The 14,469-nt window shown below is 34.8% G+C and carries 13 protein-coding genes; 4 read left to right on the top strand and 9 right to left on the bottom strand.

Translation table 11 applies throughout. The features are described 5' to 3' along the window. Positions 1–364 precede the first annotated feature (364 nt). The 5 genes from AVL50_RS24610 to AVL50_RS24590 all read right to left on the bottom strand — a co-directional run bounded on the left by AVL50_RS24610 (position 365) and on the right by AVL50_RS24590 (position 6,804). Positions 365–1,477: a glycoside hydrolase family protein gene (locus tag AVL50_RS24610; RefSeq protein ID WP_062619432.1), complete on the bottom strand. Its 1,113-nt coding sequence runs from the start codon at positions 1,475–1,477 to the stop codon at positions 365–367. A 12-nt stretch (positions 1,478–1,489) separates the two neighbouring features. After that, entirely contained in the window at positions 1,490–3,427 is a 1,938-nt protein-coding gene (locus AVL50_RS24605; protein ID WP_253764321.1) for an FAD-dependent oxidoreductase, read from the bottom strand. Positions 3,428–3,754: 327 nt separating this feature from the next. Further along, complete coding sequence (locus tag AVL50_RS24600; RefSeq protein ID WP_062619428.1) at positions 3,755–4,252, bottom strand: hypothetical protein; 498 nt, start codon at positions 4,250–4,252, stop codon at positions 3,755–3,757. 392 nt (positions 4,253–4,644) lie between these two features. Continuing rightward, positions 4,645–5,283 (bottom strand): type II CAAX prenyl endopeptidase Rce1 family protein, encoded by a 639-nt coding sequence (locus tag AVL50_RS24595; RefSeq protein ID WP_062619426.1) that lies wholly within the window; start codon positions 5,281–5,283, stop codon positions 4,645–4,647. Positions 5,284–5,397: 114 nt separating this feature from the next. After that, positions 5,398–6,804, bottom strand: a complete 1,407-nt coding sequence (locus AVL50_RS24590; protein ID WP_062619424.1) for an alginate export family protein — start codon at positions 6,802–6,804, stop codon at positions 5,398–5,400. 146 nt (positions 6,805–6,950) lie between these two features. Between AVL50_RS24590 and AVL50_RS24585 the strand changes: the two genes are divergently transcribed. Beyond that, a complete protein-coding gene (locus tag AVL50_RS24585) occupies positions 6,951–7,433 on the top strand; it encodes a hypothetical protein (protein WP_062619422.1) in 483 nt (160 codons plus the stop codon). A 99-nt stretch (positions 7,434–7,532) separates the two neighbouring features. On the opposite strand, the gene AVL50_RS24580 is transcribed toward AVL50_RS24585, so the two are convergent. Together AVL50_RS24580 and AVL50_RS24575 are read right to left on the bottom strand one after the other, a co-directional pair. After that, a complete protein-coding gene (locus AVL50_RS24580; protein ID WP_063850908.1) occupies positions 7,533–8,351 on the bottom strand; it encodes an energy transducer TonB in 819 nt (272 codons plus the stop codon). A gap of 383 nt (positions 8,352–8,734) precedes the next feature. Further along, positions 8,735–9,667 carry a hydrogen peroxide-inducible genes activator gene (locus AVL50_RS24575; RefSeq protein ID WP_062619419.1) on the bottom strand — a complete coding sequence of 311 codons (933 nt, stop codon included), beginning with the start codon at positions 9,665–9,667 and terminating at the stop codon, positions 8,735–8,737. Positions 9,668–9,863: 196 nt separating this feature from the next. Between AVL50_RS24575 and AVL50_RS33685 the strand changes: the two genes are divergently transcribed. The 3 genes from AVL50_RS33685 (at position 9,864) to AVL50_RS24565 (ending at position 11,971) form a co-directional block, all read left to right on the top strand. Further along, a complete protein-coding gene (locus tag AVL50_RS33685; protein ID WP_253764320.1) occupies positions 9,864–10,106 on the top strand; it encodes a catalase in 243 nt (80 codons plus the stop codon). After that, on the top strand, positions 10,072–11,376 hold the full coding sequence (locus tag AVL50_RS24570; RefSeq protein WP_253764319.1) for a catalase: 1,305 nt from the start codon (positions 10,072–10,074) through the stop codon (positions 11,374–11,376). The genes AVL50_RS33685 and AVL50_RS24570 overlap by 35 nt, the downstream gene beginning before the upstream one ends. A 73-nt stretch (positions 11,377–11,449) precedes the next feature. After that, on the top strand, positions 11,450–11,971 hold the full coding sequence (locus AVL50_RS24565; RefSeq protein WP_062619417.1) for an ankyrin repeat domain-containing protein: 522 nt from the start codon (positions 11,450–11,452) through the stop codon (positions 11,969–11,971). 100 nt (positions 11,972–12,071) lie between these two features. Here AVL50_RS24565 and AVL50_RS24560 read toward each other — a convergent pair whose 3' ends face one another. Beyond that, on the bottom strand, positions 12,072–13,127 hold the full coding sequence (locus AVL50_RS24560; RefSeq protein ID WP_062619415.1) for a hypothetical protein: 1,056 nt from the start codon (positions 13,125–13,127) through the stop codon (positions 12,072–12,074). A gap of 11 nt (positions 13,128–13,138) precedes the next feature. Next, positions 13,139–14,389: a hypothetical protein gene (locus AVL50_RS24555; RefSeq protein WP_062619413.1), complete on the bottom strand. Its 1,251-nt coding sequence runs from the start codon at positions 14,387–14,389 to the stop codon at positions 13,139–13,141. Positions 14,390–14,469 lie beyond the last annotated feature (80 nt).

The following is a 14,469-nucleotide window of genomic DNA, read 5'->3' as shown; positions in this document are numbered from 1 at the left end:
CGTTGCTTTCAAGCTTCCTTCTTCTTCATTTTTGTCTTAACACAAAAACGAAGCAAAAAAGTCAAGGCTTTGAAGTCAAAAGCTAAATTCCATTCCTCTCGCCTAAATGATTTTAAACTCGCTAAAGCTCAAACAACAAAATCATTTTTAACGGCTCTCTCCATGAAATTCTTAACGCTTTTCCCTTCAAGGCCGGTGAAACACTACCAAACTAAAAAAGTAGAAAGTCCACTGGCGCGAATGTTAAGCGTTAGCATCATTCGTGTCCTACAAATCAGCAGAAATCTCCTGATTTCTAAATCCTATAAATATTCGAAAACATAATTTTCAAGACAGAAGATGTGCACAAGTTATTCAAAAGGATTTATAAATCATCAAAAGACACAATTGGCAGTTGTACATTAAAAGAATGAAGTACCCCGTTTTCATCTTCAATATCTGCAGCACACGCTAAAACTACAGGTTTACCATCTTCTAAATACAACTGAGGACGCTCTAAATGGGAAACAGATTGAGTTGATCCATTTTTCCATTTGATTTCTAATTTACTCACCAAAGGATTTTTTGAAAGTTGCCAATCCAATCCATCATAAGAATGAAATAATACCAATGAGCGACCATGTTCTGTAAAAGCACCATGCATATCTTTTACAATCGCATAATAATGTCCGTCCTGAAACCATATAAAAGGATCTTCGGCAGGGAAATCATATCCTTTTGCCTGAAAAATGGGATCAGGGTGTTTTTTAAAGGGACCTGTTGGTGAATCTGAAGTGGCTACACAATGCACTACCGGACCACCCCAAATTCCTTTTCTTTTTTTACCTACAGCTTTATACACCATCAGAAATTGTCCTTTATCATTTTGGGTGATACTTGGATTGCTCACCATCAAGGCATCTAAAGCTTCTTTCTCAGGTGAAATATCTATTAAGGGTGTATCCAAACGTTTCCAAGGCCCGTTGGGGTGATCAGCTACTGCAACGCCTATTCTTTGATTGTTACGGTGAACAGGGTTCAAGACGATTTTTTCAGGTGTACCCATCACTTTTCCGTCTCCTGTATTGCCCATATAATAGAGGTAATATTTTCCATCAAATTCATGTACAGTGGGATTGTGTGTACATAATCCATCCCAATAGTTTTCTCCTCTTACGCCCAGTGTGACATCTTTAAACTCAAAAGGACCGTAAGGAGAATCTGCAACCGCATGAGCAATTTCAGAATGTGTTACCCAAGCCCAGCCTAATTCTTTCTTCCATCGGGAATAAAACAAGTGATACATACCTTCTTTGTCCTTCACAATAGAGCCTCCCCAATGACTCCACGTTTTATCTTCAAACTTAGAATGAGGGACTGCTTCACCTAGTTTCAAGTGATAATTTGCTGGATCTTTCTTTTGTTTTAATTGTAAAAAAATAATGAAGAATAAAGAGGCTAAAATTAACTTCAATATCAGTTTTGATAACTTCTGCATAATGATGAATAATTAAGAACGTTGAGTAGAAGGTTGTTGCATTAGTTTTTTCAGCTGTCCTAAATGTTGCTGATAAACACCTCTAGGGGTTACTTTTTCTTTAATACAAATTGATGCAGCTAATCCTACAATTTCACCCATCATACCACAGGTTTTCATCACTCTTACTGGGCCTAGTCCATCTCTGCTGACACTGATATTTCGCCCTGCCATAAATAAATTCTTAATGTTTTTACTGTATAATGTACGATACGGAGCCCAGTAAGGACCTTCATAATCATAGCCTTTTCCGGTAGTTGCAAAAGAGATAAATTCTTCTCCTTCTAATCCTTTATCAAACTCCTGATGAGCACTGTGCACATCGATTCCCCATGAACAAGGGTAAGCACCATCTTCAAATTCTACATTATCTCTAAAGTGATCTGCCGTCAATTTAATATCACCTACCAAACGTCTTGATTCCCTCTTTCCGGAAATAAACGCAGACCAACCTAAACGGTGATTGGGGTAAAGTTTATCTACATTCTTCAGAGCATCCCATGCGCCATACATTGCTCTGAAGTTGAGATCTCTAATTTTTTCCACATCTGTAATAGGATTCTTATCAAAGCCACTTTCCCAGAACCACCCTCCAAGATTACCCAAGGGATCTTTTGCTCCCCATTGCCCTTTATAGTTTTCCCTTCCAGGGAATGGTTTATCAGATAAATCCAATGCCCAAGAACACTTCGGGAAAGGCTGTTCTACCTCACCAATATCACAGGAGATGGTTAAAGCCGCTTTATCTTTACACTCACATTTTAGTACTTCCTCTTTATTGGCGGCATCTAATACACTCCACATGTTAGAAGAACCCATAAAAGTGGATTCAGACATTTTATAATCAGCTCCAGCCAAGTAACCTACAGTGGCATCACCTGTACAGTCCGCAAAGAATTTTCCTTCTATCTTTTTCTGAACGCCCGTTTTAGTATGCTGTGAAATGACGGCTGAAATTGATTGGTTTTCATGTTCTACTCCAATTACTCTTTCCTCTAAAAACAGTGTAATATTCTCTTCTTTACTGACCACTTCCGTTTTTCTTTGATCATCATAAGAAGTTCCCAATCGAGCATTTCTCGTTCCATATCTTCCTCTATCAATCACATCTGGAGAAATCTCATTGACAATTCCACCCACATGAGGATAAGGTAGCTGTGAAGTATGACCTTCAGGCCAAACCCGTACTTCTGAACTTCCATTGCCTCCCAAAACAGGTCGATCTTGAATCAAAGCTACTTTTAATCCTTTACGCGCAGCAGAAATTGCCGCACAGGTTCCTGCAAAACCACCACCAGCAACTACCAAATCATAACTTCCTCCATTTTCAGGTTTTTCTGGAAAACCCAATAACTTTCTTCTGAATTTTGTCAGTGCTTTTACATCATCTGTCGGGGTAAAATCTTTGTCTTTACAGAACAAAATAGCATCACATCTTCCTTCAAAGCCCGTTAAATCATGCAAAGTCAGCTTTGTCTTTTTAGAGACTTCTACCATTCCTCCATCGTGCCAATGCCATTCAGCACCTTTGGTTCCGAACGTCTCCTTTACTGGTGCATCATTGATAAGTAATTGAAATTTACCTGGTGCTCCATCCACTTTCCAAGGTGCCACCCAATCTCTAGTTCTTACCCAAACTCTGTATTTTCCTTTTTTGGGAAATGTCACTTGCGTACTCGCATCTTTTACAGGAATACCCAAACCGTGTGCTAATAGGTAGGAAGATCCCATTTGATCCATGGATTGCTGATCCACTTCCCATCCACCTAAATCTGAAAATTGTTCGGCTTCAATAAATAAGAAATCACCGTCTAGTTTTTTGACTAAAGTTGAGTTTGCTAAAATTTCATTAGAAGCTAAAAGCATTAAAGCGGCTTTACTTCCTATGTTTAAAAATTCTCTTCGTTTCATGTTCATTCAATTCATTTCAGTATGAACGCATGATAACAAAATGCCCCCTCACATTATGGTAATAAATAGGCGGTTTCTGAGGGAGATATTTTTATTATAGCAATTTGTAAGATTCTTGGATAAATACACCCCGAAAATTTCACAAATTCTAATCGTCCTTTTTAATGATAATTAGAGGAATGAAATATGAGAAATAATCTAATACGAAAAAGATTCTCCAAAGCTCATCCATTTCAATTGAGTTTTAAGGAGAATCTTACTTATAGAAAAAGGACAGTTTGACCTTTTTGTTATAAAATATCTTATTAAGTACTAAGACAAAAGTATTTAAGGGATTTCTTCAGAACAAACATCCTTTGTGAAACCTCCCTCTTCTTGCTTAGCTGGAGCATAGTTCTTTATGAAATAGGTCTTAATAGAAGGAGTTTGAACGATATCTTTACCTTCTAAGCATGACGTAGAATAATTAATTGAGAATTCTCCTGCTAAAGACTGAGCAATAGTTCCAGTTTTAGTTTCAACAACGAAAAGATCATATTGAACTTGACCGTCCACGATCACTAAGCCACCTTCAGCATCAGCTTTCAATTCATATTTGTATGTTTTAAACTCAACATCGCCTTGTGCTGAAACATTTAATTCAGCAGTTGGGATAGTACCAGTTGAAACTGCTGTTGTGTCTTCTCCTTCAATCAAGTTTGTATTAAAAGAAGTACTCCATTGGTAAAAGCCAGAATTGTCTGCGGGAGTTAAATCATTTTCTACTTTGTCAGAACACCCCATGATAGTGCCTGCCAGAAAAATGCTTGCAATTAGTTTTTTCATTACTAAAAAAATTGTAGATGAATAAAGTTAAAAAAGTGAGAGTACAGAAAAGTACCCTTCATTGGTTTTATCTAACTGTAGTCATTTTTTAGAGCATACAGTTAGGCTTTAAGTTTATTTTCAGTACAATATGATTGTTTCAAGGTTTCTGATCAAAGTTGGATTAGTTAATATTTTTAAATACCATTACTATATTCATTTAACATAATACACACTCAAAAACAGTAACGTGAAAAGTAATTATGGAATATTCAAAATCTGATTTTTAGGCCTAAAATAAGAGCTGACGAAATTCGACATTGGTTGATGTTAGTTACTACAGAAATAAATAATTTGAGAGTCAAATTTCATAAACAACAAATTAAACCGTGATAAGAAACTAGAAAGAACTATCAGACAAACAATAAAAAGTTCAATACAAAATGCAATGCAATATTATACCTCATCCCAAACTTTAGTCTTATTACAGTCATGATATAACCAATAATTGAAATAGTCAAAACATAACAAGTCACATAGGGAATCTTATCAATAGATAGTTGATCCAGACTAAAGTTTGTGATATGTGATATTCCAAATCCGAAAACAGAAATATAAATGAAAAGATCTTTCCACTTATCTACAAACGACTGTTTGATCAGTTTATCAACTATTAAAAATATACATAAAAAATAACCTACAAATAATAGATAATTGTAATTTCCGAAGGAGAAAAAGAAACCTACGGTGTGGATCAGTAAAAAGGATAACAGAAGACTGATTGATATTTTTGTAGATCTTACCTTAAAATCTAAAAAGTACCTATAAGCAAATTCCTCAACAATAGGAGCCCATAGAGAACCTAGAAGTAGTTTTTCCCAATAAGACATCTCAGAATATAATACAATATCACTTGATGAATGAATAAATAAATAGTCAACAATTCCATATAGTAATGAGATCAAAGAGAACAGAAAAATAGATTTGATTATTAAGAATATACTTACACTTTTATCAAGTGATGTTATATCGTTCACTTTGAAGTATTGCATGATTAAATTGAAGTTAGCTTTAGTAAGTACAAATTTAAAATTATCTAATTTTGACTTAGTACTTAAAATTTAAAATACCAATTTAAGCATTCAATATTTTTTATAACACAAAAATCAAAACTTATACTGCAATGCCACCGCCGAAAAAGTAATCGCTTTCCCTGCTCCAGTTTCTTTGACATAATCTCCCGGGGTCACATAAGAATTGAAAGACATCAATGTAAAATGCTGATTGATGATATAAAATATATCTAAGCCGTATTGAACACCCACACCATATTTTTCGCTTTCTGTTTCTGAAGAAGGACGTACTTGTACCATACTTGGTGCATAAGAACCATCTTTATTACTCGCTCTTGCTAAATAATACCAGCTGAAATTTATGTATAGTCTTTCCAAAGGCTGTAAACCAAAAGTAGGTTTGATATGAGCAATATTACTTGGACCTTGTGCCATTGCCAATCCATAAACAGGTTTTGGATACAAGGGGTCAAAAGTATTCAGTTGCTTATCGTTCGGATCATAATCACCGGAAACATAACTAGCTCCCATTCCAACCATGGGCTTTAGAAATACATCAGGAAAGAAATAATGTACCTCTGCTGTTGCGTTCACTGCATTGACAGTTAAATCATTGAATTTTCCCGTTTGATACATCATGTCCATATCCACCCAAAGTCTTCTTCCTCTTTGCCATAATCTACCACCAAGGGTATGTCTTGTTTGCTTACCGGGAACGTAGTTGAACTGTCTTCGCTCTGTATGAAACCCAAAATAGTAGAGGTCCAATTTAAGTGCTTTAGATTTTCTGAAATTCGCATACGCACCCCATATATATTCATTGATGTGTGAGTTATCAAATACATCAGGATTGATAATTACAGGAGTAGCAAAAAGGGTATGAAGGTCGAAGTTTTTATTTTTAGTAATATAAGAAATACCATCAAATGCTTGTCTATTATTGGGACCTTCTCTTGATGAAATCAATAGACCATTTCCAAAATCAAATTCCTGACGACCTAATCGAATAATTTGTGCTTTTTCACTTCCTTTCTTGCCTACATTCAAATCCACAAACAATTGATGTATGCCAAGTCCATCTACGATTATTTCAGGTACGGACGGGTTTGGATTACCAAACTCCAATGTATTATTCAGTTGTCCGAAAACTCTTATTCTTGAATTGATTTGTAGATCAGCATGTACCATCAGGCGGTGTTGTAAACTACCATTATAATCTGTGATGGTTCCCGGAGGCAAGTCGCCAAAGTTCGAATTTTCACGGTACTCGTACCATTGTCTGATTTCTCCTCCGAGCGATAAATTTGATTTTCCACTTTTACCAATCGGCATAAATTTCAAATGATCCGTTCCTTTCTTCTGAACCGAATCGGACAACAGATAAGTAAAGTCGTCATTGTATCTGAGATCTTGTATTGCTCTTACTTGAGCGTGACTATGTATTGCAAAACCAATGAGAAGACCGAAAGCAATAGCAAGAATATCGAATAATGTTTTCATAGCGTTTATATTTTTAACACTACAAAGGACTTTATTTTTTAACAGGTTCTAAAGGTGAAAAAGAGGAGAATAATGGTAAAAATTGGAATGTAAAATCAAAAAAAGTTACCTTTGAAAGGTTAAATCTATGCTTAAGTCTGTACCTTATGAAGAACCTATTTTATTTATTCTTTTCAATTTTCATATTTTTTTTATCAAACAATAGCTTTGCTCAGTATACGCTGAAAAATGGAAATTACTATATCAAAGTTATCAGTTTTAGTCATAAAGAAGGAAGCAGTTGTTTAAGAATAAGGCATGTTGGAAGTTTACCTAGTAAATATATTCAAACTAGCAATTCAAACCTACAACAGATAAACTCATCAGTATCAATCAATCAACAAAACCTACAAGGTGGAAACTGGGAATTTGTTAATGGTGTATGGCAAATATGCGATAATTGCCCTTGTAATTATACGCCAGAAAAAATTATTGAATCAGATGAATACTCAAAAAATTATTCTTTTACAATCAATAATCCCGATAATAAAGATGAAGGAGAATTAACTGTTTCTGATAATGCCACTGATATCACTATTCGAATAAAATGGTATAAGATTAAAAATGATAAACCTACAACAGTAAAATAGCTTTACTATTGTAGGTCTTGATTACGATTATGATAGTTTTCTGTGACAGACGAAGGTGATCATTTTAAGTGATGCTTCGTTACTGCATTAAACATCAGATTAATTTTGTAGACGAAAAGAGATTGGTAATACCATTTTTTGTCTGACAGGCCTCCCTCTTTGTTCTCCAGGGGACCATTTTGGACACATTTTTAAAATTCTGATGGCTTCTTCATCACATCCAGCACCAATACCTCTTACTACTTTCAAGTTACTTAGTGAACCATCTTTTTCAATGACAAATTCTACAAATACTTTCCCCTCTACACCTAAGCGTTTCGCATGTGAAGGATATTTGAGTTTTTTACCCAGCCATCTATAAAACTTACCCATTCCACCTTTAAAAGCGGCTGTTTTTTCAACAATAATATGGACCTCATTTTCGATTACCTCATCATCTGGTTCATCATCAGGAATATACTCTTCTATGACCTCATCAGGATCAATAAACTCTGGAATGTCAATTTCAATGTCTTTGGTGACATCTTTATCTTCAGTGACTTCGATGATTTTTACCACAGGAACTTTCTTTGGCTGAGGCAATTTTGGTTTAGGTAACACAACTGCTGAATCAAGTTCCTCATCAATGTAAAGATTAGTATCGGTGAGCGTCATCAATACATTCGCAGGAGTCGGGTATTCAAATGCCGCCAAGACAATTGTCAATCCAATGCTCAGTCCCAGCATTCGAAAGAAATTAGTGTATTTGTCTAGGTTTACATCATCATACTTTTTGACAAGAGGATTGCTTTGTGTTAATGGAGAAGGGTTGCTTTGTTTGCTGATAATAACTCTGAAGAGTTGGACAATAGCTACTAATACGACTAAAAAGGAGATGAAAAGTCCTTCAGGACCCATAAATTTTAAAATATCAATCATAGTTATACTAATTTTTAGAGCAGGCATGACAATACAGTCTCAGCACTAAAAGTCTGGCTTTAAGCGTTAAAAACGGACAATCACAGTTACTCTCAGGCATAGTTGTTACACTATAGCCTTATGAACAGATAGATTAAAGAAGAGGCCTCTTCGGTAATTTTAAGGTACGATTATATATGTGGGAACATTAACGATTTAACCAACTTAACAAGGAATAGAATATAATTTGCATTGATTAACAGTAGTTTTGACACTTATCTTAATTTATTTAAAATTACTATTTCATAAACAACGCAACAAACGAAATATAAAATTTACATTAAGTTAATAAACCAAATAAAATTAAAGTATTTTAAGATAAATTCAGTTTTTTATATTTATCATCATCTCCAATCCACCATTATATTTCTTCCTTTTTTACGAAATGACATTGGTATATTTTTTTGAATGCTTTCATGAAGGTGAGTTAGCAGTAATTCTTTTGTAAATGATTTATGCACTACCAAACTCACTTCTCTTACAGGTTCTGGTGTTGAAAATCTTTTCGTTTTATCTTGATCTATAAATTGATTGTAAGCTAATTCTGGAATCAAAGTATAACCTCCAGTTTGCTGTATCATCAGTTTCAAAGTTTCTATAGATGCACTTTCAAAGACAATATTTTTATCCTGCTCTTTTTCTTTTTTAAACTGACAAAAATTCAAAATCTGATTTCTAAAACAGTGCCCTTCTTCCAACAACCATAGGTCTTTTGATTTCAATTCATCAGCAATAATCTGTTCCTTCTTTAATAAGGTATGACCTTCTTGAGCATATAACAGAAATGGCTCATAGAAAATAGGAATCTCCCTCAACGTATTTTCATACAAAGGTGTTACCATCAATCCTACATTTAAATCCCCATTATCCAATCCTTTCATGATCTGTTCACTTCGCCATTCTTTTATCTCTAAATGAGTATTAGGATATGCCTTTGAAAAATGGTGTAAAAACTTCGGCAGTATATATTGTGACAAAGAAGGTATGATTCCGAGTTTAAATTTTCCTTTCACTTGTGACTGTTCTTCATTGACAAGTGCTTTGAGCTGATCTATTTCTCTTAGTATTTTCCTTGCTTTCGCAATGAATACCTCACCCATTGGAGTAGGTTTCAAAGGCTGTGTTTTTCGATCAAAAAGAGTAAGGTTAATTTGATCTTCTAATTTCTTGACTTGGTTGGTTAATGTAGGTTGGGAAACAGCACAACTTTCGGCTGCTTTCACAAAATGTCTATGAATGTCTAGAGCGACAACGTAATTTAATTGTTGGATGGTCATTCTATTTCTCAGGATAGTTCTCCATCAAAAGTATTGAAAATTGTTTTCGTTGTACAATCTATTATTTCTATGCTTCGATAAGTTGAATCTATAATTAAGGACTTATAGATTTTATGAATATACTCCACCATATTATCTATTTGATTTACCCTGACTATTCCACTCATCTTTGTGACATACCAAAACAAATCACAAGATGAAAAAACTTACCTTTTTTATTATACAGTTCCTATTCAGTGGAATCATTTTCGGGCAGCAAATGACTACGAATTTTGGAGCACCGATTGGAGACAATCAAAATTCAAAAACAGCAGGAGAATACGGTCCTGTACTTTTAGAGGACATTCACTTAATAGAAAAACTTGCCGCGTTTGATCGGGAAAGAATTCCTGAAAGAGTAGTACATGCAAGAGGAGCAGGGGGCATTTGGTTATTTTGAGGCCTCAAAAGAAATGAGTGAATTTACTATGGTAGCACCATTCCAAACTGTAGGCAAAAAAACAGAAGTTGCCGTTCGTTTTTCAACAGTAATTCACGGTAAAGGATCACCTGAGACGGCAAGAGATCCAAGGGGATTTGCTGTAAAATTCTATACTGAACAAGGAAATTATGATATAGTAGGCAACAACCTTCCGGTTTTCTTTATCAGAGATGCTATCAAATTTCCTGATATGGTTCATTCTTTAAAACCATCTCCTGAAACGAACAAACAAGATCCCAACCGCTTCTTTGATTTCTTTTCTCATGTGCCTGAAGCTACACATATGCTGACTCGTCTATATACAGATTTGGGTATTCCGAAAGGATATCAATATATGAATGGAAGTTCTGTACACGGTTTCAAATGGGTAAATAGCAAAGGAGAAGTGATCTATGTAAAATACAGCTGGGTTTCTAAACAAGGGGAAAAGAACTTAACAGTAGATGAAGCCATGAAACAACAAGGTATGGACTGGCAACATGCTACGGTGTCGTTACGAAATGCTATCGAAGAGAAAAATTTTCCACAGTGGGATTTATATGTTCAATTGATCAAAGTAGAAGATATGCACTCTTTTGATTTTTGGCCTTTGGATGCTACAAAAGACTGGCCTGAAGATAAAATCGAAAAGATAAAAATTGGTACGATGACATTGAATAGAAACCCTGTCAATTACTTTGAAGAAGTGGAATCTATAGCTTTCTCTCCGGGATCGTTAATTCCTGGTGTTGAACCTTCTGAAGACCGTTTGTTACAAGGAAGATTGTTTTCTTATTTCGATACACACAGACACCGTTTGGGACCAAATTATCTTCAGGTAAAAGTAAATCAGCCAAAAAATAAAGTAGTCAATTATAATTCTGATAGCTACGCAAGCACAAGAAATTCAGATTATGGAAATGCTGATGTCAACTATCAGCCAAGTGCAAGAGTAGCGGTAAAAGATGATGCAAAGTACACGTATTCCAGAGCAAAATTAGATGGCGTAAGCACTACTCAACAGAAGATTTCAAAAACCAACGACTATGCTCAAGCAGGAGAGTTCTATAGATCTTTATCTAAAAAAGACAAGGAACATTTAGTCTCTAATCTGGTCGGTGATCTTGGTCAAGTACGTGACAAGGAAACACAAAAAACCATGATCAAATACTTTTATAGAGCCGATAAGCAATTCGGAATGGATGTAGCAAAAGCTTTAGGCTTTGGTATGACCGACTTTATTTTTTAATCAATTTTCCCATTATTATCTCTCACTGAGTACAGATCTTAAAGAGGTCTGTACTCTTTTAATTTTTAATACAATGAAAATACTTATCACGACCTTACTATTCTTCTTCTCCACATTCTCTTTTGCACAAGAACACTTTTTTCAAGCATGTAGAAATGGTGACAACAAAATCATCCAAGAGTTATTGAAGTCTGACCCATCATTACTCAATTCAAAAGACTATAAAGGTTACACCGGATTGATCTTGGCTGTATATAATAATCAACCCGAAACGGTAATGTTTTTAATTGAAAAAGGTGCAGAAATTGACCTTCAAGACAACTCTGGAAATACTGCTTTAATAGGGGCTACTTTCAAAAGATATATCCCTTTAATGGAATTACTTTTAGAAAAGGGAGCTGATGTGAATCTTCAAAATTACAATGGAGCCACTGCACTTACATTTGCTTCCACTTTCGGTACCAAAGAAACCATTCAAATTTTAATGCAATGGAAAGCGGATCCTCATTTAAAAGATGCTAGAGGAATGTCTGCCATTGATCATGCAAAAATGCAGGGAAGTGAGGAATTTTTGTCGCTGATGAAAAGTAAATAGCTAGCGTACGGTCAGCTTTCTTCCATTGATGAAAAATGAAGTGAAAAATCTAGGCTTTGAAGTCAAAAGCTAAATTCCATTCCTTTCGCCTAAATGATTTTTACAACACCGGCAATGTACTCAAACGCTTCATCTGCTCTTTATATTTATCACTAGAAAACCCTGCCGATAAGGTGAATTCAATAGAGGGCTGTAAAAAAGCTGTACTTGAGATTTCAGGATAATAAGAAACTCTTAGTTCAATATGATCACTTTCTTTATTAATTCGTCCTATTTTAGAATAGTTGGCTTTTTCTCCGAAAGGAATTTTTACAGATGAAGTAATAAATACTAAGGAGGAATTGGAAAAATTATTGATCGAAGGAATCCATCCACCACCAATTTTGATGACTGATATTCTTGCTTCTGCTGATAGATATAGTTCGTTGTTATCACCTTGGTTGAAATAACCGAAAGTGGTTTCAATACCTGTGTAATTCATTGGGTTGAAAAAAATATATCTTCCCATCAACTCAAAGCGTGGTGATAAGTCTTGGAATAAACTTACCTCATCATTATTGAACGACATAAAGCTTTGAAGGTGCTTTGCTGAGAGGCTCAAAAATAAGTTTTCATGCGTATAAAAACTTATTCCACCACCAATATCTACAGAACCTTCTTGACGTTTGGATAATGCATAGGAAGGAGTACCTCCTATAAAATCAGAATTGGGATCCAGTTGACTATAATACACACCTGGGCTTTCACCGAAGGAATACATCAAAAATCCCAGTGAAATTCCGAAACTAAACGTCTTATCTCTATCTCTGTAAGACATAGAAAGTGGTATACTGAACGTCTGAGCATTTAAAGTTGTGATTTCTGTATCTCCGTCTTTGATCGGTGTATGTATCTGCTGAAATAGTGCTCCAATTCCAAAACCATTACGCATTCTTGATTTTCTATAAATACCCAAACTACCTCCTGCACTTACATATTCCATTCCTTCTTTTTGAGAAGCATACCTCAATCCTACATTGTTTTTATTGAAGGTTGAACCTGCCAATGCTGGGTTATGAGAGGAAGGTAGCCAAAGTGGATTAGCAGTGATAATATCTTGACCGAAAGTATATATTGGTAAAAGAGAGATGAAAAGAATGAATATTTTTCGTAGCATTTTTTTGATAGTTATGGAGTAACAATAAAGGAGGTATTTAAACGCTCAATTAAACCATCGGAATAATGGATCAATATCTTAGCATTGTAAAGGGAAGAATTGAAAGTTTCATCATCACCGAAAACAAAGTTATAATCCTCTGATTGAAATACTAGATAATTGGAGGCATCAAAAATCTCAATCTCAAAAGATTGAATATCAACTTGATTTCTGATCAATAATCGATAGCTTCCATCTTCATTAAAACTACTTCTTTTAGAAACAGCCGTGGGTACTTTTACTCTTGGAAAATAAGGAATTTCAACATTCTTTAAAGTATCTCTATTGATACCTTCAAGACATCCTCCTGCTCCTGATGCATCAGTGGCAATAATGATAACATCATATTGCTTAAAAGGTGTTTGAGCATTCTTCTCAAAATTTGAAGTAGGAAAAATATATACAAAATCCTCATTATCAAAAAGCATATTAACCCCAATCAAATTGCCATTTTCATATACTTCCCATCGCTGTCTATCGCTATTGAGTGAATTAGATGCAAAGGTGGTCACGCCGTAATCAGTAGTAGAAACAGTGTAGTTTTCATTAATGATACCTTGTGATACTGGAGCAATAAATTCCAACCCTTCTTCTTGAATTTGTACCCTATTCAAGCATTGATTATCTCTTGATGACTCCAAAAAAATCTCAATTTGCAAAGAGTCTTCCAAAGGTCTTTCAATTCTCAAGTCTTCTAGTTTTCCTACTTTTCCATCAACAGTAAGTTTCTGTTCTTTGTAAAAACGATCATTGATATACACTAATACTAATTCGTCTGTCAACGTATCTCCTTCTGTAGTAAAATTGATAGATACATAATCACAATGATATACTAAATCCGAAAATCTGTTGAAATTAACAGTACGTTGAAGTTTATCAAAAACATCAATAACCAATGTCTGAGAAGTCACTGAAGTAGTAGAAGTATTTATCATCTCTATTTTCACCTGATGTAAATCTGCTCTGATAGCATTGTTATCAATTGCTACAACTAAAATGGTTTCAGTTTCTGAAGATTCGATAGTATTGGTCAATACACCTAGGTTCTCAATTCCATCTATATTTTGGAATTCCTCCTCCTTGCTATGTGTCAAAGTAAAAATCAGGGTGTTAGGTTTGTTATCAATACAAAACTCTGATTGACTTACTTTCACTTCAAAAGCATATAAAGGGGAGAAGAGAAGAAGTGTTTGTAGTAGAAATATCCAAAAACTACGTATCATAACATAGTGTCAATAAAAAATGAATAAAGAGTAACTTTTGATTTAATTTGCTCAATTTAAATGGAAATTTCTTGAATGAA

It is taken from the genome of Flammeovirga sp. SJP92, from assembly GCF_001583495.1.
Taxonomy (GTDB): domain Bacteria; phylum Bacteroidota; class Bacteroidia; order Cytophagales; family Flammeovirgaceae; genus Flammeovirga.
This window is presented reverse-complemented; position numbering and strand designations above follow the sequence as displayed.

Bases quoted from the DNA above. Each gene is read 5' to 3' on its own strand.
- AVL50_RS24600 (WP_062619428.1), bottom strand. From the start codon at position 4,252: ATGAAAAAACTAATTGCAAGCATTTTTCTGGCAGGCACTATCATGGGG.
- AVL50_RS24605 (WP_253764321.1), bottom strand. From the start codon at position 3,427: ATGAAACGAAGAGAATTTTTAAACATAGGAAGTAAAGCCGCTTTAATG.
- AVL50_RS24575 (WP_062619419.1), bottom strand. From the start codon at position 9,667: ATGACCATCCAACAATTAAATTACGTTGTCGCTCTAGACATTCATAGA.
- AVL50_RS24555 (WP_062619413.1), bottom strand. From the start codon at position 14,389: ATGATACGTAGTTTTTGGATATTTCTACTACAAACACTTCTTCTCTTC.
- AVL50_RS24565 (WP_062619417.1), top strand. From the start codon at position 11,450: ATGAAAATACTTATCACGACCTTACTATTCTTCTTCTCCACATTCTCT.
- AVL50_RS24560 (WP_062619415.1), bottom strand. From the start codon at position 13,127: ATGCTACGAAAAATATTCATTCTTTTCATCTCTCTTTTACCAATATAT.
- AVL50_RS24610 (WP_062619432.1), bottom strand. From the start codon at position 1,477: ATGCAGAAGTTATCAAAACTGATATTGAAGTTAATTTTAGCCTCTTTA.
- AVL50_RS24580 (WP_063850908.1), bottom strand. From the start codon at position 8,351: ATGATTGATATTTTAAAATTTATGGGTCCTGAAGGACTTTTCATCTCC.
- AVL50_RS24595 (WP_062619426.1), bottom strand. From the start codon at position 5,283: ATGCAATACTTCAAAGTGAACGATATAACATCACTTGATAAAAGTGTA.
- AVL50_RS24590 (WP_062619424.1), bottom strand. From the start codon at position 6,804: ATGAAAACATTATTCGATATTCTTGCTATTGCTTTCGGTCTTCTCATT.
- AVL50_RS24585 (WP_062619422.1), top strand. From the start codon at position 6,951: ATGAAGAACCTATTTTATTTATTCTTTTCAATTTTCATATTTTTTTTA.
- AVL50_RS33685 (WP_253764320.1), top strand. From the start codon at position 9,864: ATGAAAAAACTTACCTTTTTTATTATACAGTTCCTATTCAGTGGAATC.
- AVL50_RS24570 (WP_253764319.1), top strand. From the start codon at position 10,072: ATGCAAGAGGAGCAGGGGGCATTTGGTTATTTTGAGGCCTCAAAAGAA.